Source organism: Ditibartonella apihabitans (assembly GCF_002007485.1).
GTDB lineage: Bacteria > Pseudomonadota > Alphaproteobacteria > Rhizobiales > Rhizobiaceae > Bartonella > Bartonella apihabitans.
On record NZ_CP015820.1, the window covers coordinates 1,714,153 to 1,737,833 of the forward strand.

Here is a 23,681-nt window from a genome sequence, read left to right on the forward strand (position 1 = left end):
CACGTTACAGTTAAGCCACCAAATTCTTATGAATTTATGTCATTTCTTAAAGTTTCGTTGATTGACATACTTTTTTGGGCAGCAAATTTGCAGGTTTCAGAAAACTTGCAAAACACATTGCAACCTGACAAGATTTGATAAGGACGGTTTTTTGAAAAGTCCGTTTTCTATTTCCCGATCACATTTTTAATCAATTGCCGGTTTAATCAATCGCAAGTTTAATCAATTTCGAGTTTAATCTTTTACCAAAACGGAAAACATCTATTCGTTGGACCAAATTATAATTGTGCTCCCAAAAGCGATTGGTGAAGTGCATTTTTCTTACCCGGAATAGCAGCAATCAGTTCTCTTGTATAAGTTTCGCGCGGATGAGTGAATATTTCTTCAACCTTGCCGCTTTCCACCTCGTGACCATGTTTGAGCACTGTTACACTATCGGATATCTGGCGAACGACAGACAAATCGTGGCTGACAAAAATATAGGTAAGATTATAGTCGTTTTGTAAACGCTCGAGTAGCGCCAATATTTGCGCCTGAACGGTAACGTCAAGTGCCGAGACTGCTTCATCCAGAACAACGATTTCCGGATTGAGAACCAAAGCACGGGCAATAGCCACACGTTGGCGTTGACCACCTGAAAGCCCTCGCGGCAGCCGGTCAAACACAGTCTTTGGCAATTCCACCTGATCGAGAAGCTCCAGAACGCGCGCGCGTCTTGCCTCTTTGTTCTCATGGGGGTAATTCAGCAAAGGTTCTTCAATGATTTTACCAATCGTATAATGCGGATCAAGCGAGCCGAACGGGTTTTGCGAGACAAGCTGGATACGGCGGCGGAAATGGCGCAACTCTTCGCCCTTGAGGTGAATCATATCGCTACCGTCTATCGTAATTGTTCCACCGCCAGGTCTGATAAAACCGCAGAGTGCGCGGATAGTGCTTGTTTTTCCGGAGCCGGATTCTCCCACAATTGCATGGGTTGTTCCACGATTGACCTTGAAGGAAAGGTTCTCAACGGCGCGAAATGATTGCTTTCCTGCATAATCAATGACAAGGTTTTTCACCTCGACAATTGTTTTTCCGTCACCCGATCTCTTGGGGCGTGGCGAAACAAGTGTTAAAGACGGATCATTGGCGACCAGTTTTTTGGTATAGTCCTGCTGAGGAGATGATAGAACAATCTGGCTTTCTCCCGCCTCTTCAACACGCCCTTTATTCATGACAATAATCTTGTCAGCCCTGTCGGATGCAACACCAAGATCATGCGTGACCATGAGGAGCGACGCTCCGGAATTCAATCGGATATCGTCAATAAGATCGAGAATGCGCTTCTGCACTGTTACATCAAGTGCCGAAGTAGGCTCATCTGCAATAATGAGTTGGGGTTTTAGTGCAATTGCTATGGCAATCAGAACACGTTGGCGCATTCCGCCCGACAATTCATGCGGATATTGTTCGGCTCGCAATTCCGGTTCATCAAGCCCTACTTCGCGTAACAGTTCAATCACACGGGGTTTAATTTGACGCGGCGGACAAGCTTTATGAATGCGAAAAATTTCGCCGATCTGGTTACCGATTTTCATAAGCGGATCAAGAGAAGAAGACGGGTCTTGCGGAATAAGACTCATGACTTTACCGCGCAAAGCCTCGAGGCGAGATTTTGAAAAACGCCCGAGATCTTCTCCATTCAGCAAAATTTTTCCATTCTCGATACGTGCATTTTGTTGCAGAAGTCCGAGTATTGCTTGCGCGGTTGTCGTTTTTCCGGAACCGGACTCGCCAACAAGAGCCAAGGCCTCGCCACTTTCGAGCTGGAAAGAGACATTATGCGTGACTTCGTTCCAGCGTCCCTTATCAAAATAGGAAACAGAAAGATTTTGAACATCAAGAAGCGGCATTTTCACCACCTGCCCTTCGCACTGAACAAGCGGCTGATGCGGTTGAAACTCAAAACCAGAGCAATGGTGACAAGCCCGGGAATTGTCGTCAACCACCAACCGGTTGCGATATAATTGCGCCCTTCGGCGATAATAAGTCCCCATTCGGGAGTGGGCGGCTCGACCCCGTAGCCGAGAAATCCCAATGTCGCAATTTGTAATATGGCATGACCAAACTGTAATGCCGCGTAACTGACAACAGTATAAAAAGCATTGGGCAGAATATGCCGGCGGATAACAGCAAAAAATGTTGCCCCTGAACCATAAGCCGCCTCGATATAATCAAGGCTTTTAATGCGCGACACCTCGGCCCGCATAAGCCTTGCAAATCCTGCCACAGATGTGACACCGACAGCCACAGCAACCTGTAAACTCCCGAAACCTGTCAGGGTAATGACGCTCAACGATAAAAGGAGAGATGGTATAGATAAGAGCACGTCGACAACACGCATGATAATCGTGTCAACAAGGCCACCGATACTTCCCGAAACAAGGCCTAAAAATCCACCGACAACGAAGCCGAAAAGCACCGCAGCCAGAGCTCCGCTTAAAGAATGGACGGAACCATAAACAACGCGCGCATAAAGATCGCGTCCCAGTTCATCCGTCCCGAAAATATGAGCAAAACTCGGGGCGCTCAGATGGTCACCCACCTCTTCGATCGGACTATAGGAGGTAAAGACCGAAGGCATGATGACAAACAGAAACGCGATAATAAGAATAGCGAAAGCGATAACAAGTCCGGGCTTTATCGATGCCATTTTAAGCCTCCTCGGCTTTTCCGGAAAATGCGACACGCCAGTCAATGTGTTATTGCTCATCTATCGCCTCCGGTTCTTTGTCTCAGTCTCGGGTCGATCAGCGGGAAAAACAGATCAATGACGAGATTTATAAATACGAAAGCGGCCGACGAGACCACAACAATGGCCTGAAGAACGCTGACATCCTGCGAACGGACAGCCTGTTCGGTTATTTTGCCGATGCCATTCAAACCGAAGACTGTTTCAGTCACCACCGCTCCGCTTATCAATTCGCCGAACAGCAATCCTGCTATTGTTAAAACCGGAAGTGCACTATTGCGCAGGCAATGACAAACCAGAATACGGAAATGCGAAGCACCTTTGGATTTCAATACCATAATAAACGGGCTCAACTCGATTTCATCAAGCGAGCGCATCAGAATTTGTGCAAGTGGCGCTGAAATCGGAATGGCTAAAGCCACAACCGGCAATATCATCGCTTCAATGGGGCCGGGAACAATGACAGAGATCCACCCCAGATAAAAAGAAAATATTTGCACAAATACAATGCCAAGCCAGAACAATGGAATAGCAAGGAAAAGACCAGGAAGCGCGAAAAACAAATTTCTTAAGCCTTGGAACGGTGAGAAACTGAACAATAAAGCAATCAAAAAAGCCAGAATAAGTGCCACCAAAAATCCCAAGCCGGCTAGTTTCAGCGTGGCAGGAAGATTTGTTTTAATGAGATCGGAAACTGGAACACCCGCTTGTACCGAAAAGCCCAGATCACCGGTTAGAAAATTTCCTATTGTTTTGAAATATTGAATAATTTTGGGTTCATCAATACCGTAATTCGTGCGCAGATTGGCAATTTCGCTGGCATTCAGCCCATATTCCGGATTGAGAAACTTGATTAGAATTGCGTCACCGGGAAGAATTTGCAACAAAATAAAAGTCGCAGTGAATGCCGCCCAGAGCACAACAATGGCTTGTAACAGACGATAAAAACCGATTTTGAGCATTATCAAACCCTTCAGGTTTTTCTGATCCCGTGCTTTCGCCTTTTTATTTTCGGCGAAAGTCTTTTGAAAAAACACACCCGATTTTTAAAAAGAACAGACTGAACAATAGATTTCCGACCAAAGATGCCGACATTGCCATTTTGCCGAAGGTTTTGTTTGAAACTGCGACTTCGGCAAAATGATCAGCTAGTGCTTTGCTTTTCCATTAGAAAAACTATCCGGAAATGCCCTATTGTTCATTATTCCGCTATTTTTCTATCCAGGTGTTATAGAAGCTCGGACGACCAACAGATTCAAAACCGACACCCTTGACTTTCGGCGAGCCACCATAAACTTGCGGTTCTTCAAAAATCGGAATGGCATAAGCCTGATCAAGAATATAATCGGTTGCTGCAATGAGTTCCGCATTGCGTTTGACCGGATCGGTCTCAGCCGAGATATCTTCCAGTTGCTTGTTCAGCTTATCATCAACGAAGCTAACCACTTTGTCGCTCAGACCACCTTTTTGTAAGAGTGCATCACGATTTTTGGGATAAAACAGGCTTTTCAAGACATCGGGGTCGGCGCGTCCGACCATATGCGGTATAACCGGTGTTTTTTGCGGGTCGAGATTGTCAATCACAGCATTGGTTCCGTCATAGGCTTTGACATTCAAAATAACGCCGACGCGCTTCCATTGCTGGGCAATCAATTGCAGCATAGCTTTACTTTGTGGCTGCTGGACGGCTTCATATGCTCCAAGAACAAGCTTTTTGCCGTCTTTTTCACGAATGCCGTCCGGCCCCTTTTTGAAACCGGCTTCGTCAAGAAGCGCCTCGGCTTTGGCCTGATCGAATTGAAGTTTTGCGCTTTGGTACGAGTAACCGAACGCGTTATGCGCCATAATCGACGTCGCTAAAGGATAATTCGAAGAATAAAGCGTTTTGAGAATTTCCGGCCTGTTGGTGGCATAACGGAGCGCCTGTCTTACCTTCAAATCGCTGACAAGCTCGTTATCGGGGCGGAACATAATAGAATTGTTGATGCCGCGTGTGCCCACCGAATAGACGATGTTTCCCGACTTTTTCACACGCTCTTCGTCATAGGCCTGCAACTGCCGGATAAAATTGGCTTGTCCGGCGATCAAAGCACCAATACGCACACTGTCTTCCGGAACAGTCAGATATTTCAATTCGTCAAGATAAGCGCGCCCCTGATGCGCCGATTTTTCCGGTGCCCAGTTATAATCCTTGCGAACTTTCAGAATGATTTCTTTGCCGAGTGTTTCACTTTCAACATAGTATGGACCCGTGCCGATAATTTTGGTTGCATTTCCCATAGCATCAAAGGAAAGAGCCAATGTTTTCGGTGAGACAATTCCGGAATTGATTGTTGAAGTTGCCTGTAGAAATCCCGGTGAAGGACGCTTGAAATAGAAGCGCACAGTCAAAGGATCAACAACTTCACTATGATCATAATTGTTGACCACTTCCGAAACCGGTTGATGCAAATCTTTATTGCCTAGGCCATAGGTATCGAAGTTTTTGGCAACAATTGCAGCATCAAGCGGAGTACCGTCAGAAAAGGTAACGCCTTCGCGCAACTTGAATTCATAAACCGTTTTGTCGTCATTGAACGACCATGATTTGGCAAGCCATGGTTCGATTTCAAGCGTTTGCGGGTTCTGATAGGTCAACCGATCGGTGATCTGGTTTAAAATTCCGCCATTTGTGTAGGTACCGGCAAGAGGTGAATAAAGATTGGTATGGACCTGCTTGTCGAGATAAATCAGTGTTCCGCCTTTTACCGGTTCTTCTGCTTTAAGCGCCGACATGCCGACAGAAAGGACAGAAACAACAGATGAAGCAATAAGCAATTTTTTTATCAAATTTTTCATTTCGGTGCAGTCCTTCGGTTTGTTGCGCCTTTTATATTCCCGACTTCCGCAATCAGTAATTTTCGACTTTGCTCGTCATCACTCATTACTGGTTTTCTTGTCGTTTGTTTTCTTCTAGCCGGTCAGCTTACCCTTTCACCTGAAAAATCGGTTTCACATAAACCGAATTTGTCCTTTTCAGGCGCTTATTCACGCAGCCAGATAGCGAAAATTCACTTCCCGCAAGAATAAAGCTTCAATTGATTTTTTGAACGGATGCGACTTTTGAACTTTTCAAAAACTTAAAAAATAATTCTTATTTTCAGTAAATGATTGGAAATTAATACTCGTAAAAATTCACGCTTATGAGAATTTAAAAATTCCATTTCCAATTGTTCTGTCTGAATAATTTTCCTGCCTTTTTTAAAAATCAGTCAGTACTTGCCGAATAGAAGCCGTTAACGATGGCAAGCCGATTTTTCTCTATATTTTTTTGACGTTTATCGGACGGATAGGTCTTTATTACCGGCAATCCAAGTTTTAAAAAATTGATCGCTTGATTTGTCGCCCCTCATAATCTCGCATTCTTTTTTAAGTTCATGTGCGTTGCCGTTTTTTTGAAGCTCCGGAGCCTTACGTTGTTTTCGAAGTTTCAATCCGATAACGCCGAAAGATCAGCCAATATTTTTTAAAAACCCTTTAAGAGTGAGGAAATTTTATCCAAAAATAACAGTATTCAGTGTAAACTTGGCTCGGCGGCGCAGGCGGCAATATGCTAGTTTTTCAAAACACAACACGCTAGTTTTTCAAAAAAACAACACAGGGTAAATTAATGTCTCACTCCGCCAAAGCTCAAAAAACCGGCATCGCTGAAAAAAAGACCAAGTTTGAAAAAAACGGGAAACAGGCCGAAGCGGCATTATCTGGTGAAAGAGCATCGAGGGGTAAGGTTGTTCACCCCGTAAAAGGGATCGACCATGTTTTTATTCTGGTAAATAATCTTGGAAAAAGCGCGGATAGTTTTCGCCAATTGGGCTTTACTTTGTCGCCACGTGGTCTGCACAGTAAAGCACAAGGAACAGCAAATTATACAGTTATGTTCCAAAATGATTATTTCGAACTTTTGGGAATTGTTGAAGAAACCGCAGCCAATCGGCAGAAAAAACAGGATCTCGAAAATTATGGCGAAGGCCTTTATGCCATTGCCGGACGCATCGACAATGCACTACAGGCTGCTCAAAACCTCACCGAATTGGGGTTTGGTGTCACAGAGGTTCAGAATTTTTCAAGACCGGTTGATCTTGCGGGCGGAAAACAGGGCGTAGCGGCATTTTCAACTGTCGCATTCAAGAAAAATGAAGTTCCAAACGGTCAGGTTTTTATGTGTGAACAGAAAACCCGCGATATGGTTTGGCGCTCTGAATTGATGACCCACGAAAATGGCGCCATTGCGCTTCAATCCGTTATTCTTCTATCATCCGAGCCGGAAAAAACTGCAAAACGCTATGCACGTCTTTTCAAAGACGGGAAAATAGCTGAAAATGACGGAGAGATCATTGTATCGACAGGAACAAATTCGGCAATCATCCGTGTCATTCCGAAAGAGGCCGACAGCCGCCTCTCTTCCGGTTTCGAAATTGGAAAAATAGCAAACCATGCTTATGCAGGTCTTGGCATTTTTGTAAAAAATCTGGATGAGACAAAGACTGTTCTCAAGAAAAATGGCGTTATATTTGCAGATCGAAACGAAAAAACGATTGTCATTCCTCCCCGATTTGCTTCGGGGGCAATCATTGAATTTACTGAAAAATAATAACTTCTCAAGCTCGTCAAACACATATCGCGTTCGGAACGCCTTGCTTTATCAATAAAAATCCGTTCCGGACGATGATTTGTTTTCAATACCGAATTTTTTATCACTTTTAAACAAGCTCGGATGAATATCGCTTTTTTTCAAATCCGGTTCTCCGGTCACCGGTTGTGCTTGCTCAAATCTGAATGCGATATGTTTGACACTTGCCGGCATTACCGAAGCGTTTTTCAAGGTGTAAGCGGGAGGCTCGCACCACCACGCCACAATTTACTGGGAAAAATTGCCGGTTTTTCATATCAATGCAGGAAAAATCAAACTGGTCGCGCTTTTCCCCCCGCGCTTTCTCCCCCGTGCTTTTTCCCCGTATTTTTTCCCCGTGCTTTTTCCTATGAACACTCAAAGCATCGAAGACAAAGTCTCTTGACAAGGGTTACAAAATATTTAAGTTGATAAAAATATCATGTATTTTTGCATTTTTTCCAAATGTCCGGTTTTTTGAACTATCGGCAGATGGGAAAATGGAAAAATCAGGAATGAGCATGACTTCTCTTCAACTGTCTGAAGCAAACTCGGAAAATGAAACTGCTTGAAGCAAAGCAAGATCAATGTCTGGAACTATCCGGAGCCGTTTTTTGAGTTCGTTTCAAAAGAGTAAGAGGCGAGCATGAGTGTGTTGATCAAGCCGGACTGCGGGTCATGTCGAAAACAGGTTGTTGAACTGTGGCGAGGTTATAAAATGATGAAAAATCGGGCAACTTGGCAATTCGAGAATGACAATATTCAAATTGTCGAATAACGATTTTGTTGTTCGGGTTACATAAGATTTGGGCTGGAAGCGGTTTGACTTCGAGCTTTCGGGTAAAGCGTATAGTTTCAGGCACAGCATTTAAATGATGAATTATGATACACATGAATCGAATAACTTTCTGCTTTGGACAGGAGTTACTATTATCGTTCTCGCTATCTATGCGGGGTTGATCTCTTGGGCCATGGCCATGCGCGGAGACCCCAATGTTGTAAGAGGCGGACAGGAAGCGATTATGCTCGACTTTGCCGAAGAACCTATGGCTCCCGATGTGGAAAACATTTCCGAGGTTATCAAAGAAGAAACGGTTCAGGAAAAGGAAGAGGAAAAAGAAGAACCTAAGGAAGAAGCGGAAAAGCCTGAACCTGAACCACAAAAATCCGAAATGGTGGAAGAAGTCAAAAAGCCCGAGCCGAAAAAGGAAGTAAAAAAACCGAAGCCAGAAACGCGTAAAGCCGAACCGAAAAAAGACGTTAAAAAAGCCGATGTAACGCAAAAAGCATCCGGTCCCGAAATTGTTGCAAAGAAAGGGCCAACCTATGCGGCTCCTACGACCAATCGTGTGTTTGGTGGTGACGGACGGCTTGTTTCATCGTGGCAGAATAAAGTTCAGCGTCGCATCGCGCTCATTGCTTCACGTACGACAAAGCCAAGAGCATCGAGCCGTTCGACAACCTATGTCACTTTCAATTTTGACCAGAAAGGCAACATAACCAGCGCGCGAACCTCACGGTCATCAGGCGATGCTGCAATTGATAATCTGGCCTTGCAAATCGTCAAAAAATCAAGCCCTATTCCTACCCCTCCGGAAGGCTGGAATAGCGCGCTCACTGTACCGGTCGAGGTGCGTTAGCATTTAACCTTTCCTTGATCTTTCTCGCCTTGCCTTTTGATATGTTTTTGGAAGTGTCACATTGAAAACGGAACGTTTCCAAAGCCGCTCTGTCATTTTTCACTATCAAAATTTGTTTCTCTATAACGGGTACCTTTTCCCCCGTCACAATTTTTCAGTGCCTGTTTTTCAGGGCTGACAAATTTTTGGTAATTTTGGTAACAAGACAAATGCCCCTAGGGACATTCTGGTTGCTTCCCCTCCACTTAGGCCCCTTCCAACTCTTCGCACATAAAACGGAAGAGTGCCGTTTTATCAGTTTCAATATATCCCTGCTGCCACTGCGCCTCACCACAAAAATTGTCGCTTGATCATATCAATTCGAAGACAAACATGCTTCTGATGCGGATCAATATCCGGCAACAATGGTCATTTCATATATTTTTCGATTGGCTTAAAAGGCTTAGCTAGTTTGCCACCAAGCTTTTGTCTTGTTCTTAAGTCGTGCTCACGGCAAATTCCGGATTTGGTTATTTGCCTATTTTCAATTTTTAACTTCATTTTTCTGTTGCTTCAAATCTGATATTTTTCCTCGCGCTTTTTTGCTTTTTCAGCTCTTCTTCAACAATCGTCTCATCACTAATCACCTGATTTTGACTTAATAATCCGGAGTTTTTATCGAATTTTCTTTTCGGTCTAATTATTTTCAATTATAGTACAACGTCGTTTTTCTGGTGCCAGCGGGGTTAGCGTCTCCCGTTTCAACATTGGGTTGATGGGGCGTTACATTTGCTTGTTTTTCAGGTAACAAAAATATATATACATTAAAAAATGGAGATCTGGTAAATATATTTTAATTTTATAATTATTATAATTTTAGATTATATTGTATTTAATGTGTTTAAATATTTTTATATTTGAAAATTATTTAATAATTATTTAGAAATGTTGATCCAGTCATAAATTCATCATGAGTTTTCAATTTGGGACGAGGGTATAATGGATCTGATTTCGCGCGTTCAACGACTGCCGCTCGGAAAGTTTCACTATCGATTATTGCTGGTAACCGGTTTAGGCTGGATGTTCGATGCTATGGACACTGGTCTTATCGCTTTTATCATGCCGCGTTTGTCAGAAAGTTGGCATCTGGCGGCTGCGGAAAAGGCCTCGGTTGTCAGTATCGGATTTGTCGGAATGGCTATCGGAGCCGTATTGGCCGGCGGCATTGCCGACAGAATTGGCAGAAAGACAGTTTTTGCGGCAACACTTGTCGTTTATAGTATTGCCACCGCCTTATGCGGTATTGCCCCCGATCTGAAATGGTTATTGGTGTTCCGGTTCATTGTCGGTTTTGGTCTCGGCGGACAATTACCGGTTGCTGTCAGTCTCGTCAGCGAATATGTACCGGCTCGGGTACGCGGTCGTTTCATCGTTTTGTTAGAAAGTTTCTGGGGAGTGGGCTGGCTTCTTGCTGCGCTTATCGCCTTTTTTGTCATTCCGGCTTACGGTTGGCAGATAGCCTTCATCATTTGCGGAATACCGGCACTCTATGTGTTTCATATCTGGCGTAAAATTCCTGAATCTATTCCCTATCTGATTAATCGCGGGCACATTGAAGAAGCTCATAAAATCGTATGCCAACTTGAAAAAGAAGCTGGTGTTCCGGTTGTGGAAAAAATCGAAGTTGCCCCTGTTGCCGAAAAGCACAACGTTTCTTTCACACAATTATGGTCAAGCGGTCTTGCCAGACGCACAATCATGCTTTGGCTCATATGGTTCGGCATTGTCTATTCCTATTACGGTATTTTCACTTGGCTTCCGAGCCTATTGGAACAGCACGGCTTCAGCATTGTCAAATCATCAAAATACACGTTGATCCTTATTTTGGCCCAGCTTCCCGGCTATATGGCCGCAGCCTGGTTGATTGAAATACTCGGTCGCAAGGCTACTTTGTCCGGCTTTATCGCTGCTTGTGCAATATGCGCTTATTTCTTCGGGCAAGCGTCATCGGATGGCATGATCATTTTGTGGGGCTGCCTGTTGTCGTTTTTCAATCTCGGCGCATGGGGTGTTCTTTATTCATATACGCCCGAACAATATCCAGCCAATATTCGCGCTTTCGGCTCCGGTTGGGCTTCCGCTATCGGCCGGGTTGGCGGTATTGTTGCCCCGATGGTCGTTACCCATATGATGGCTGTAGATAAAGAAGCGTTTTCCAGTGTATTCATAATGTTCACCGGAGTACTTCTGGCGGTTGCAATCGTCATCATTGTGTTGGGTGAAGAAACGCGAGGCCGCACACTTGAATCCATCAGCCGGTAATCCGGCTGTTACTGGAACCTTTAGCCAAGCTGTTACCGAACCAGATAGTGCGGCTGTTTCTGGTTAAGAACATTTTTCAATTCGGTTCGGGAAACGGGCAATCATATAAACGGAACAACGCCCTTCCGCTTTGTTTGCCCGTTTTTTCTTATCCGTTTTTATCTGGCCCGTTTTCATCTGTCCCGTTTTTTTGGCCCGCTCATTTTCCTGAAAATTCGGTTTCTTTCGTGGACAAGATTAATGTCGCTTCAATATTTCTTTAGCCCCTCATCTCTGTGCGTGTTTCCCCATAAATTCTCTGCATCATTTACAAGCTCTTTATCGGTTTCTTGACGTTATTTCTGCTTGTATTTTATTCGTGGATTTACTTTTTCTGCACTCATGCATTCGTCTATTCCCACCTCATCCGTTTATTCCGGCCTCTCTTTATCGCCATTGGCTCTCTCCAAGCGCGGGCTTTCCTGTTCGGATCACCTTGAAAGCTTATTTTTCATCCCCTTCCCTCTTCCTATGCCCCATCATATTTCCCTTTTCCAAAGTTCGATATTTCGCTTGTCCAAAGTCGTTATATTTTCCTTTCCCTTAAGTCCTATATTTTTTTCACCAAGCAACAATAAAGAACAACGAAAACAGCAATGATTGTTTAAGGGAAGCCGGCGCCGGAAACTAGAACCGGCGTTTCAAACAGGTCTTTTCAATCGTTAAACTTGAAATGCGTTTTAGATATTTAATGCTGGTGAAGCTAAATTCTCATGATTTTGAGTTTAATTTGGAATGCCCGCTTCAAAAAGATCAAAACGAAACGTCCATTTCCGGTTCAACGTCCACGACGATCCGAGGGGTAAAAAAAATCCCATAATCCGCCTTTGACGGATTACGAGATCATTTCAATGTAATTCATGAAAAAGCGTTCATCAGAACGCCTGTCGATAAAGTTCAAGAGCATCCGCTTCTGTTACTTCAACCGGATTGTTGACAAGCAACCTTGTCTGCTTCATTGCATCGCTCGCAAGCAGTGCCAAACTGTTATCTGTAACACCGACTTCCTTCAAATGGCGTGGTGCGCCGGTTTCCCTCATCAATTTTTCCATAAACTCGACAAAGGCTTTTGAACGCTCTATCTCGGTGCCTTTTGTGTGCGTCCCAACAACATCACCCAGTTCGGCATAAAGATGAGCCGCTGCTTTCATATTGAACCTTAAAACCGGCCCGAGCATAAGCGCATTGGTAAGGCCATGCGGCAAATGATAATGACCACCCAAAGGATAAGCCAAAGCGTGAACCGCACCAACCGGCGAATTTGCAAAAGCTTGGCCCGCCAAATTAGCTCCCAGCAGCATTGCCTCACGAGCTTCTTTATTATGCCCGTCATTGCAAGCAGTCACAATATTTGCCGATAATAGCTTCAGTGCTTCACGAGCAAAGGCGTCCGATAACGGGTTCTTTTTCAATTTTCCGGTATAGGCCTCAATGGCATGAACCATCGCGTCGATACCAGTAGCAGCCGTTTGCAGATTCGGCAAACCGACGGTTAATTCACCATCAAGGAGAACTTTATCCGCATAGAGCTGATTGGCAACAACGCCCATCTTTGTGGTTTCACCTGTGGTGAGAATTGTAATATTGGTAGACTCCGAACCGGTTCCGGCTGTTGTCGGTATCTGGATAAGAGGAAGCCGCTTGCCCTTTACTTTTCCAATACCATAAAGATCTTGCAATTTTTGTTCCGACCGTATCAGCACTGCAGAAAGTTTGGCGACATCCATGGAGGAGCCGCCGCCAAAGCCGACGACGATATTAATACCGGCCGCTTTGGCTTTTTCCACACATTCAAGAACAATATTTTCTGGCGGGTCAGCAACAACTTTGTCGAAAACTGCAACTTTGAAGCCGGCTCGTTCCAATGACAATTTTGGCTGTTCAAGAACACCCGCCTTATGAAGACTACCATCAGTGACAATCAGTACTTTGCGTTCTTCGTAATAGTGTTCAACAAATTCTCCGAGCTTGTTTGCACCACCCCACTTCACAGTAATTGACGGCACAGCCTCGAAACAAAATTCCTGCATATTTTCCTCCTCCATTTCCGGAATGCAAATTCAACCATTTTTTAAACGAGCCACATAAGAACAAATGCAGCCCGTTTCATATGCTTGAATTATGTGCCGGGCAGAACAACTTTTACAGAGCACTGCATATATATTTGATTTCCATATATTCTTCTATTCCATATTTGGAACCTTCGCGCCCGAGGCCGGATTGCTTAACGCCTCCGAACGGGGCAACTTCATTGGAAATCAAACCGGTATTGTGGCCGACCATACCATATTCAAGCGCTTCACTCACTCTGACAGCACGACTGAAATCGCGCGTATAAAAATAAGCTGCAAGTCCGAAAATCGTATCATTTGCCATGCGGATTGCTTCATCTTCTGTTTTGAATTTAAACAATGGTGCAACCGGTCCGAATGTTTCTTCATGCGCAAAACGCATATCTTGTGTGACACCCGTTACAATCGCCGGTTCAATAAAAAGACCACCTAGTCTTTTACCGCCATAAACAAGCTTTCCGCCTTTCTTCACCGCATCTGCGATATGTTCTTCCACCTTTTCCAATGCATTTTCTTCGATCATCGGCCCGATATCGGTTCCGGGTTTCAGTCCATCGCCGATTTTCAAAGCCTTGACTGCCTGTTCGAGTTTTTTGGTAAAGGCATCATAAACCCCTTCCTGAACGAGAAGGCGGTTGGCGCAAACGCAGGTTTGACCGGCATTACGATATTTCGATGCAATCGCACCTTTAACGGCTTCATCAAGATCTGCATCATCAAACACGATGAAAGGTGCGTTCCCGCCAAGTTCAAGCGAAATACGCTTGATCGTCGGTGCACATTCGGCCATCAGTGTGCGCCCAACTTCTGTTGAACCTGTGAATGACAGTTTCCGTACAATATGGCTATCAGTAAGCACTTTACCGATTGTCGACGACTTACCCGTAATAACCTGTAAAACACCAGCCGGTATTCCTGCGCGGTTGGCAAGCTCGCCCAAGGCAAGAGCAGTGAGCGGTGTTAGACTGGCTGGCCTTACAATCATCGTACAGCCTGCTGCAAGTGCAGGTGCGGCTTTGCGCGTGATCATTGCAGCAGGAAAATTCCACGGTGTAATCGCTGCCGTTACCCCGACAGGTTGTTTGATGACAGTAATACGTTGTTTGTGCTGAGGCGAAGGAATGGTATCTCCGTAAGTCCTCTTGGCTTCTTCAGCAAACCACTCGACAAAGGAGGCAGCGTAAACAATTTCGCCGCGTGCTTCTTTCAAAGGTTTACCTTGCTCGCTTGTCATAATCATAGCCAGATCATCGGCGTTTGCAATGATGAGGTCAAACCATTTGCGCAGGATTTGCGACCGCTCGGAAGCTGTTTTTATTCGCCATTTTTCGAGTGCTGCATTTGAAGCCTCAATGACTTTTTCAACTTCGCCAGCGGAAAGTGAAGGCACATGACCAACCACCGCGCCATCTGCCGGGTTGGTAACGGCGATTGTTTCATTGCTTTTTGCAGAAAGCCATTTGCCGTCAATCAGGCACTTGTCTTTCAACAGCTCTTTATCTGAAAGTTTCATTTATCTATTCCTCCTGAACCCAACACGCTTCCGGTTTTCTCGGGCCTTAAGCTTCCACGGGAAAACAAGCTATTTCGTAATTAACGTAGGTGTATTCTTTATAAAGAGCAAGGACAGGACCGTTCAATAGATTGTTTACATATTAATAAATTACTCGTCTTGTCACCGCTCCTTCTATCAAGGAACAACCGGATTTTTCCGCCCCCTCAAGAGGAACGGAAGAACAAATTATCCGCACAACCGATCTACTTAAAAAAGATTTTTTCCTTGTATTTTCTTGCTACCGGATGTCCGGTAAAAAACAAAATCCAACGGCTCCACTTCTGAAATAAACTCCACCACACAGAGTTTCCTCAACATTAATACCGGAACGAATATCGAATTAAAAGATAACCTTCTATTGAGAGCATAAAACTTGCCTTGACCGGTTTTTGGCTAACTACCCCTTTTTCAGGTTTTCCAGCATTTACTTTGATTTTTCAGTCGTTCGTCGCCGTTTCCGGTTTTTCATAAAACTTGCCGAATAACGAAATAAATACGAAACTGCACAAGTATTTCTATTTATTAAAAATGATAAATATTATAACGTTGAGTTTGACCAACTTAATCAGCATTGAACCCCATTGGCAAATTGGCAGACAGGCGAACATAATTGAAAATATCCGGCATTGTCGAACTGAAAAATACCACGCCCTTGTTTGACAATGGTCGCCACCGGGTTATCTTTCAGCATCCGCAAAATCCCGATCTGATTATCAAAATTGTTCGACACAGATGGGCCGAAAAATATGAAAAATACAACGCATTTAAAAAACGTTTCAAACCGTTACGCGAAAACGTCTATAACATCTTCGAATTTCTCGAAACTATGCGGCTGAACTTCGATACCAATCTCAGAACTCCGCATATTTTGACAACATCGGGAATCGTACGAACCGATCTTGGTTGGGGAATGGTTTGCGAAATCGAAAAAGACAAAGATGGTTCACCGGCAAAAACCATTCATGAAATTGGTGACAAGATTAGCAATTATATAGGCGAGTTGAAAGATCTGAGCCAATGGGCAGAAACTTCACCTGTTGTTCTCACAAGTTTTCATACCGACAATATGGTTCTATCCTGGCGTGACGATCATTATGAATTTGTCATGATTGACGGTATAGGCGAACGAAATATTTTACACTTGCGAAGCTATATCCGCTCTTTGAACCGGAGAGAGAACAGAAAACGCCTTCATAAAATGCTCAATGAGCTCAATCTTTATGATTCAGTTGTCGGAAAATAATAGCGCAAGAAGCAAATTCTCGACATTTTTCATTCTGTTCGCATGTTCATTCATAGTGCTTAACAGAATTTGGTATCTGCCTATTTTCTCCGGCGGTTTTTGAGCAACCATTTCAGGCAAATTATGGAAATAATCCATAACTATGAGCAGCCAAGTGGGATTGTTTATTGTTAGAACCAACTTACGAAACCGACAACCAAAACGCTTTCATCAGGCAGAGATTACGCAGTCATTATTTTTTGATGTGATATGCTTTTCCAATCAAAATCACGTCGCAATGACCACATGGCCAATCACGAAAAATAGAAAAGAGCGCGCGCCCGATATTGGCGGGCACTGCGCTCTATAAAAACTGACCCCTAAATTTTAACTGGATTTTGCGGTTTTGAATAAAACACAACGCAACAAAAAAGGGGGAAATACAAAAGACTCATTTTACAGGAATTTTCGGTTTCCAACCGCGCCCGTAACCGAATGACATAGCACAGGCAGCAACTTCAACTTGGCGGATGAGCATTTGACGCTCGTCCAGAAGCCTTGAAATCAAGGTTTTTACATCACCATTATAATCAGCAATCAGATGGTCGATTTCGTCTTGTTGATAGTTTGTTTGTCTAACTTCACTCACTTCTTCTCACTCCTTTTGCACGTTTGTGATGTTCCCATCAAGAACGAGAGTCAAGGATTTCATAATCAAATATGAAGAGAGTCACCGGCTTTTAAAATCGGAGTTTTTAAGACCGGTTTTTGAACTATTAGAGCTTTGCTCCGATCTACCTGTGAAGCACACTAATTGAGACTTTTCTCGCCTATAACAAAATTTATTTTGTTTTTTAAAAAACGCCGCCTAACCCAAAACTTTCGGCATTTGAGAGCGTAAAAAAAAATGGGTAGAACAGCAAATTTGCCTAATAAAAATGTTCAGATATATCAACCGGAACTGACGGAATAAAACGAAAAACCGTCCCTCTATTTACCCATGAGACTATATCGCCACCTTTAACAAAATTTTTTATAAGAAATTTGTTTGTCGTGAAGGTCTATAGGCGATGAAACGGTGCATTAAACTGGCGTCGGATACCAGCAATAATAAAATTTGGACTTTTATGGCTAGGCTGGAACCTTATCACCTAAAGCAAAACTCAATCTGATTAAAAATACTAAGCTATAAAAATTCGGCATCAAAATCCTCACTTAAAACTAACACCTTTCATTTTTCATGCTTATGCCGTTTGTAACTCATAGCTCCATTCACAAGAACGAAGTTTTCTAGCCAGTCTCGGCCAAACATTAAAATATTGAGAGATAACTAATCTTCTTCGTCTATTAGCTTCAAGCGTCCTTCTTGAGGCTCATATTCATAATTCGGCAAAGACTTATCTCTAATCTTCTCTATCACTTCATCTATGATAGGCAATGGTACCAAAAACCATTCTCTCGGGTAGATGGCTTTTCCAAAACGGTCAATAATTTTTGCATCAAATTGAGCCTTACGAAAAACCCTATGCAATAGTTTTTCTGTCTTTGTTCGACTGATATTATAAAGTTCATAGGTCGCTACAATCTCAACATCGTCCATTAGATAAGTCGGATCATGTTTAGCATCAGCTATCCGCTTCTCGACCGAACCACCTGTTACGCCGATTTTGTGGATCATATTGCGGTTTTGCTTAATCAACGGAAACTGAGAATTTGAACGCAAAACATAAATCGTCCCACTTGCAAGATCATCAGCTTCAATCTCGCCACTAAACAGTGGCCCAGCCTCCGGTTCGGTTATACGGCGTGAAGTCTCATCTCTGTAAAGAGCACGTTGCAATGAACGAAGTAAAAGATCACTTTCTGTTTCATTGGAAAATATCACGCGTGAGCGACGATCCGGGCGTCCATATTCAGTGATGAAAGGCTTACCAAGCTCTGCGACATATGCTAATTGCCCATAAAGAATAAAAAAAATCTCCTTTGCGGATTTCTGCATCTCGTTGAAAGGGTCTTGTTTTCGCACAGCATTTGCCAAATCTCTTTGTACGGCATCAAAAAGCGGCTTAAACTCACCAAAATCGGCAACCGGCTTACGGCTTGCAATTTCTTCAGGCTGTGTTTTTTCCGCGTATGGGCGAACATAGCGTAGATTTTCAATACTATCTTCAGATGGTGGTTCAACGCCAAGCTCAGTCAATAAAGCATCATCATCAAGTTTTATTGTTTCTATTTTCTCAAAGGATGTTTCATCCAAAAGGTGATACTCATCAAAGGGAAGCAAAAACTCACGCCAATGAGCATCCTCGCATAGCCTGTCTAGTCGAACAGCATAGAGCCGTTCAAATATGTCGTTTTGTTCTCCATGACGCGGTACGCGCCCATGTTCATCAAAAAAACGTACAATATCTTCAAAGCCGGCAATCACCCGCTCTTCTACAGCACTATATGTTTTTTGTTTGTCTTCTTCCCTTTCAACCCCTAGAGCTGCAAGAAGTTCATCATCAGAGAGTTTATTCATCAGCTTTTTGCCTTATTTCTGGCGAGCCAGGCAACACCCTCGGCCATGCGCTTTTCCCACGGGTCTTGCGCTGTTATACTTGGCAAACGGCCTCTTTCCTCCTTGAATTTCAAGGCACGTTCTGCCAAAGCGCGTGCGTCATCATAAGTTAAATTGATTTTCTTGGCCGCAACAATCTCAGACACGGTCTTCAAAGTTTTTTCATTCATGGTCTTGGATAAAATAGCATAAGCTTCCTCAAACGGGTTGATATGGTCGATGAGGTCAATATCGAGATTCCGGACATCAAGCACATATTTACGCACGCCGTCAACGAATGCAGTATTAGCGGGCAGGTCATTTGCTGCCCCAGTCTGCTCGGCAATATGTTTCTTGCTTTGCTGGACGAGATTGAACGCTGCTATAGCAGCTTGCCGGATAGCCTCCTGATCTTCTGGATCCTCATTTGGATAACGATCTTTGACAATTTTTCCCATCCGTCCGATCGTCAATTCTTCCGGTATAATATCATTATTAAACAGTCCTTGACCGATTGCCGTCTTATCGGCAACGAAATCGGCAATAAGCTCGTTTAAATCTTCTGCAACGATGCGCTTTGCTTCAGGACTTTTGGGTTCAATTAAACCGTTGAGTTCAATATGAAACTGACCGGAAGATTCGTTAAAGCCGACATTAGGCTTATCGGTACTGTAACCATCTTCACCATAATCGAACCCTTCAATTGGCCCCTTTTGCTTTGCGGTAAAATTGAAGCGTGGTGCCAAAACTTGTTCCATCAACAATGAAAGCGCAATGGCTTTTATAGTGTCATTGACCGCCTCATGCACTTGTTCGTCAGCAGCATCCGGTTGTGCGATAAGGTTGGTAAAACGAGCTTTGCTTTTTCCAGGTGCGTCGCGAGTGGCGCGACCAATAATTTGCACAACCTCTGTCAGGCTCGAGCGATAGCCAACTGTCAAAGCATGTTCACACCATATCCAGTCGAAACCTTCCTTGGCCATGCCCAAAGCAATAATAATGTCGACATAATCGCGGTTATTCGTTTGTTCGGGATTTTTTAATGAGGAAACAACGAGGTTGCGCTTTAAAGGATCATCATCAACCAGATCGGCTATTTTTAAAATGCGACCATCAGGCCGTTTAACTAGTTGAAAGCCTGTCTTTTCATCCACGCCAAGCCATGTCCCAAGCGCTGTCAAAATATCTTCAACCTCAGTATTTTTGCCTCGCTTGGTGCTTTCTCGCGAATTAACATTGGGAATATGGACAATCGTTTTCTCATCCGGATTCAGAACATCCATAATCGCATCAAGATAGCCATTCGTATAAAAATAATAGCCAAGATCAAGCTCTTTCAAATATTCATAGCCGTTTAGCTGTTCGTAATAAGTATACGTAACAGAAGCAAATTTTTCTTCGTCTTCAGGCGAGAGCACCGGTACTGAATCACCCCGAAAATATGAGCCCGTCATAGCCACCAAATGCGCACTGTCACGGGCAATCAATTCGCGTAATTGCGCACCCAACCGGTTGTTTTCACTGTCTGCCGAAACGTGGTGGAATTCGTCAATGGCAATCATACAATTGTCAAAAGCAGCAACACCTTCATTGTCAAAAGCAAAACGAAATGTCGCATGTGTGCAGATGAGAATCCTATCTTCACTTTCCAAAAATTCGCCGACTGCTTTAACCTTGGATGTCGATGTTTCAGAACCCGACGCATTGCAAAGGTTCCATCGCGGCTCTACGACCCAGTCGGTGAAAAAGCCATATTTAGACAAAGGCTGATTTGCAAAAGACCCGCCTATGGAACGCTCTGGCACACAGATGATGGCTTTTTTGATACCTTGATTATAAAGTTTGTCGAGAGCGATAAACATCAAAGCGCGGGATTTACCAGATGCGGGGGGCGATTTGATGAGCAAATATTGTTCTCCACGCATGTTATAGGCACGCTCCTGCATGGGTAGCATGCCAAATTCATTGGCTTTTTTGGAAATGCCATTATGCGCCATGCGCACCTGTACGGCGGGTACAAATTTTTTGGCATCCATTATAAAGCTCCCCTATTTATGAAATATATTCCAAAACACTTAGCACCTTTCATAATATGAAAGTGTGGATCAACTTTTATAACAAAAACATAATGCATGAACATTTCAATGTTTTAGTTTTTTCGTCATTGTTGTGTACATTTCAAACAGTTTTTCCAACCGTTCGGTGTCGTTTTTAAAGCGCCGGCCAATATAAATGCGTTCCAAAATTTCATCATTGCGGTCATGCGCTCTGCGCAGGTCATCCGGCATAGTCTCCGGATTATAAAGGTCAGCAATGGTTGCAGGAAAATGGGCCTCGCGCGCCAGCAAAATATCTTCTGCTGCTTTTGTCAAATCTGCCTTGTTTTGCTTTGTCAATTCTGGCACGGGAAAGGTATTCCAGCCAAGTGTATTGGAGTAAGAAAAATCCGTTCTCATTCGCACACAAACTGTGCCAATCCATACCCAATGCAAGCGTGATGCTATCAGCGCCATATTCCATAATGGCGCATCATAAAGTGCGAAGTTTCTGTCGCCAATTATAATATTACTTTGAACAAGCCCTATAGGGAGGTAATCCCTGTGTTCCGAACTGACACGTGGAACAATTATAGAACTTTTTACTGCTTTTTTATGTCCTTGAAATCTATGGGGATTTTTAGCTAATAAATGAGCGCTCGGGTTACTGCTAGCCAAGCGTGTCTTTTCGACACATGAAATTCGCTTCTTAATTTCTTTAACCTGCAAAGCGTCACTTAACTGATTATCGGGAATCCAAATACAATATTTTAATTCACCTCTTATAAACTCTGATGAACCATAAAATGGATAAATAAATTTCTTACATCTGGCGTCTTTTAGTTGAAGTTCTTCAACTTGTTGTGTGGACAACAATAAATAGCCGCCGTCATAGGGTTTATTGCCATAATCCATAATACTCAAATTAGATAATGGTTTTGATCTCTTTTCCACAATCACATTACCTGCCGCTACGAGATAAGCGTTGATATGCGGCACTTGACGGGCAATGGGCGTGCCATCGGTACTTTCTTCGTAAAGCATAGGTTGACGCTTATTTTTTTCGGCAAGCCCCACAATTACTACCGTAACACCGGCATTGTGGCTGGCAAGGTTAGACCATTTGAAGGATGTATAGGCAAAGGCAATTTCGCGCCCTTCCTTAAACAAAAGTGGCCATAAAATAGGCACCTGTTGCCCTTGACAGATAGAATTGGTCGACACAAAGGCACTTTGTGTCTCACTATGTTTTGCATAATCGGCCGCTTTTAAAAACCAACATGCAACATAATCTAAAGATTTCCAATTTTTTGCGCGAGCACCAAAAATGGCTTTCATATCTGCCTTTTGTTCTGCGGATTGCCATGTGCTGCCAACATAAGGCGGGTTGCCGCAAATATAGGTTTCACCACCTTCATTTTCAAAATTAATCTGTGGTTGTTCCAATGGTGTTTTAAATAAATCATCACCTCGCAATTTCACAGTGGTACCGGTGGATGGGCAAACGCTTAACCAATCCACCCGCAGTGCATTGGCACAAGTGATCCAGTTTTGGGCATCAAGTGGCAAAAACTCTGCTAAAGCCAACTTCTGCCCACGGTAGAGCACATCACATTGATATTCAGCAATAATCAGCGCCAAACGTGCCACTTCGGCCGGAAAATCAAGCAATTCAATGCCACGAAAATTGGTAAGCGGTATTTGGCTTTTGCGCCCGCTTTCATCGCGCCTTCTATTAATTTCGGCCTCTATTTCACGCATTTGTTTATAAGCAATCACTAAAAAGTTGCCCGACCCACAGGCCGGGTCGAAGACGCGAATGCGCGCTATACGATTACGCAAATTCAACAATTTTCGTGAATTATCACCTGCCTCCTGCAATTTTTCCCGCAGGTCATCCAAAAATAGTGGGTTCAACACTTTTAGTATACTAGGCACCGATGTGTAATGCATGCCCAAATGACTACGTTCACCCTCTTCAGCAATGGCCTGCACCATTGAACCAAAAATATCAGGATTAATCCTTTGCCAATCAAGATTTCCTGCCGCTATTAGATATGATCGGGCAATGCGCGAAAAATGCGGGACTTCAAGATTGCCCGCAAAAAGCCCGCCATTAACATAGGGAAACACGTTGGCAAAAGGTGCAACATGTTCGGTTTTTCTCTCACTAATCTTGATGTTCATCGCTTCAAATATTTTTTGAATGATGACATGCGTGTCAGACGAATCCCTGGCGCTCATCTGTTGGACTGAATTGGTAAAAAGCCCGCTACCATTAAAAATATCCGTATCTTCGGCAAAAAAACAAAAGATCAGCCGCGCCATAAAATGGTTTAAGTCATGCCGACGGGCATCCGTGCCCCAATCAGGGTTATCTTTCAACAGTTCAATATAAAGCTTGTTAAGGCGACCAGTTGCTTTCACGTCAATAGGGTTATTCTTGATTTCCTTCAGAGTGGAAATACCGGCAAGCCCTAAAAAAAAGCCAAAATGGTCAGCCAATTCTTGAAAGTTACCAACAACGATTTCGCTCGACGTCAAATCCTCAGCGTTAAAGGTGTCACCGTCTGTAGCAAGTATGAATTTAACTTTGCCCGCAATGGTTTTAGGGCTTTGTTTTAGCGCTTGAAACGCGGCTTCCACTTCACCGTTATTGGCTGTTGCAATATGGATATTGTTGCGTTGTAAAACACCGTTTTCCACATCGGAACTGTTGGTTGAACCACTGCGCAATTTTTTAATCGTGGTTTCCTTATTGCCGAAGGCTTCAAGAAAAGAAAAAGCAAACTCTTCCCTGTCGAATGGTGCTTGTGACAGCTCTTCAACTGCTTGTTCAATTTCAACGGGGTTCATTCAACTAACTCTTCTTATCTACTCAAACGCGTCTTCTAC

At 43.6% G+C, this 23,681-nt stretch carries 14 protein-coding genes; 4 read left to right on the forward strand and 10 right to left on the reverse strand.

Annotation, left to right across the window (positions count from 1 at the left end):
• Window positions 1-278: 278 nt before the first annotated feature.
• From BBC0178_RS07770 to BBC0178_RS07785, 4 genes are all read right to left on the reverse strand, one after another.
• Window positions 279-1,895, reverse strand: coding sequence for a dipeptide ABC transporter ATP-binding protein (locus BBC0178_RS07770; RefSeq protein ID WP_078039730.1), 1,617 nt, complete (start codon window positions 1,893-1,895; stop codon window positions 279-281).
• A gap of 2 nt (window positions 1,896-1,897) precedes the next feature.
• Window positions 1,898-2,755 carry an ABC transporter permease gene (locus BBC0178_RS07775; RefSeq protein ID WP_078039731.1) on the reverse strand — a complete coding sequence of 286 codons (858 nt, stop codon included), beginning with the start codon at window positions 2,753-2,755 and terminating at the stop codon, window positions 1,898-1,900.
• Window positions 2,752-3,696, reverse strand: a complete 945-nt coding sequence (locus tag BBC0178_RS07780) for an ABC transporter permease (protein WP_078039732.1) — start codon at window positions 3,694-3,696, stop codon at window positions 2,752-2,754. Before BBC0178_RS07780 ends, BBC0178_RS07775 begins: the two co-directional genes overlap by 4 nt.
• Before the next feature lie 247 nt (window positions 3,697-3,943).
• Window positions 3,944-5,572, reverse strand: coding sequence for a TIGR04028 family ABC transporter substrate-binding protein (locus BBC0178_RS07785; RefSeq protein ID WP_078039733.1), 1,629 nt, complete (start codon window positions 5,570-5,572; stop codon window positions 3,944-3,946).
• An 811-nt stretch (window positions 5,573-6,383) separates the two neighbouring features.
• Between BBC0178_RS07785 and BBC0178_RS07790 the strand changes: the two genes are divergently transcribed.
• From BBC0178_RS07790 to niaP, 3 genes are all read left to right on the forward strand, one after another.
• Window positions 6,384-7,364 carry a VOC family protein gene (locus BBC0178_RS07790; RefSeq protein WP_078039734.1) on the forward strand — a complete coding sequence of 327 codons (981 nt, stop codon included), beginning with the start codon at window positions 6,384-6,386 and terminating at the stop codon, window positions 7,362-7,364.
• An 890-nt stretch (window positions 7,365-8,254) separates the two neighbouring features.
• Window positions 8,255-9,022, forward strand: a complete 768-nt coding sequence (locus BBC0178_RS07800; RefSeq protein WP_225868299.1) for a TonB family protein — start codon at window positions 8,255-8,257, stop codon at window positions 9,020-9,022.
• 978 nt (window positions 9,023-10,000) lie between these two features.
• Window positions 10,001-11,323 carry a niacin transporter NiaP gene (gene niaP / locus BBC0178_RS07805; protein WP_078039736.1) on the forward strand — a complete coding sequence of 441 codons (1,323 nt, stop codon included), beginning with the start codon at window positions 10,001-10,003 and terminating at the stop codon, window positions 11,321-11,323.
• Window positions 11,324-12,237: 914 nt separating this feature from the next.
• On the opposite strand, the gene BBC0178_RS07810 is transcribed toward niaP, so the two are convergent.
• Both BBC0178_RS07810 and BBC0178_RS07815 read right to left on the reverse strand, forming a co-directional pair.
• The gene (locus tag BBC0178_RS07810; RefSeq protein WP_210187162.1) at window positions 12,238-13,392 is read right to left on the reverse strand and encodes an iron-containing alcohol dehydrogenase; all 1,155 of its coding nucleotides are present in this window, start codon (window positions 13,390-13,392) and stop codon (window positions 12,238-12,240) included.
• Window positions 13,393-13,504: 112 nt separating this feature from the next.
• Entirely contained in the window at window positions 13,505-14,947 is a 1,443-nt protein-coding gene (locus BBC0178_RS07815; RefSeq protein ID WP_078039738.1) for an NAD-dependent succinate-semialdehyde dehydrogenase, read from the reverse strand.
• Between the two features lie 652 nt (window positions 14,948-15,599).
• On the opposite strand from BBC0178_RS07815, the gene BBC0178_RS07820 reads away from it, so the two are divergent.
• A complete protein-coding gene (locus BBC0178_RS07820; protein ID WP_078039739.1) occupies window positions 15,600-16,232 on the forward strand; it encodes a YrbL family protein in 633 nt (210 codons plus the stop codon).
• A 430-nt stretch (window positions 16,233-16,662) separates the two neighbouring features.
• Here the strand turns inward: BBC0178_RS07820 and BBC0178_RS07825 are convergent, their stop codons facing one another.
• The 4 genes from BBC0178_RS07825 to BBC0178_RS07840 form a co-directional block, all read right to left on the reverse strand.
• Window positions 16,663-16,860, reverse strand: coding sequence for a hypothetical protein (locus BBC0178_RS07825; RefSeq protein ID WP_078039740.1), 198 nt, complete (start codon window positions 16,858-16,860; stop codon window positions 16,663-16,665).
• A gap of 681 nt (window positions 16,861-17,541) precedes the next feature.
• The gene (locus BBC0178_RS07830; RefSeq protein ID WP_078039741.1) at window positions 17,542-18,732 is read right to left on the reverse strand and encodes a GIY-YIG nuclease family protein; all 1,191 of its coding nucleotides are present in this window, start codon (window positions 18,730-18,732) and stop codon (window positions 17,542-17,544) included.
• Complete coding sequence (locus BBC0178_RS07835; protein ID WP_078039742.1) at window positions 18,732-20,786, reverse strand: DEAD/DEAH box helicase; 2,055 nt, start codon at window positions 20,784-20,786, stop codon at window positions 18,732-18,734. The genes BBC0178_RS07830 and BBC0178_RS07835 overlap by 1 nt, the downstream gene beginning before the upstream one ends.
• Before the next feature lie 105 nt (window positions 20,787-20,891).
• Window positions 20,892-23,642, reverse strand: coding sequence for a class I SAM-dependent DNA methyltransferase (locus BBC0178_RS07840; RefSeq protein WP_078039743.1), 2,751 nt, complete (start codon window positions 23,640-23,642; stop codon window positions 20,892-20,894).
• Window positions 23,643-23,681 lie beyond the last annotated feature (39 nt).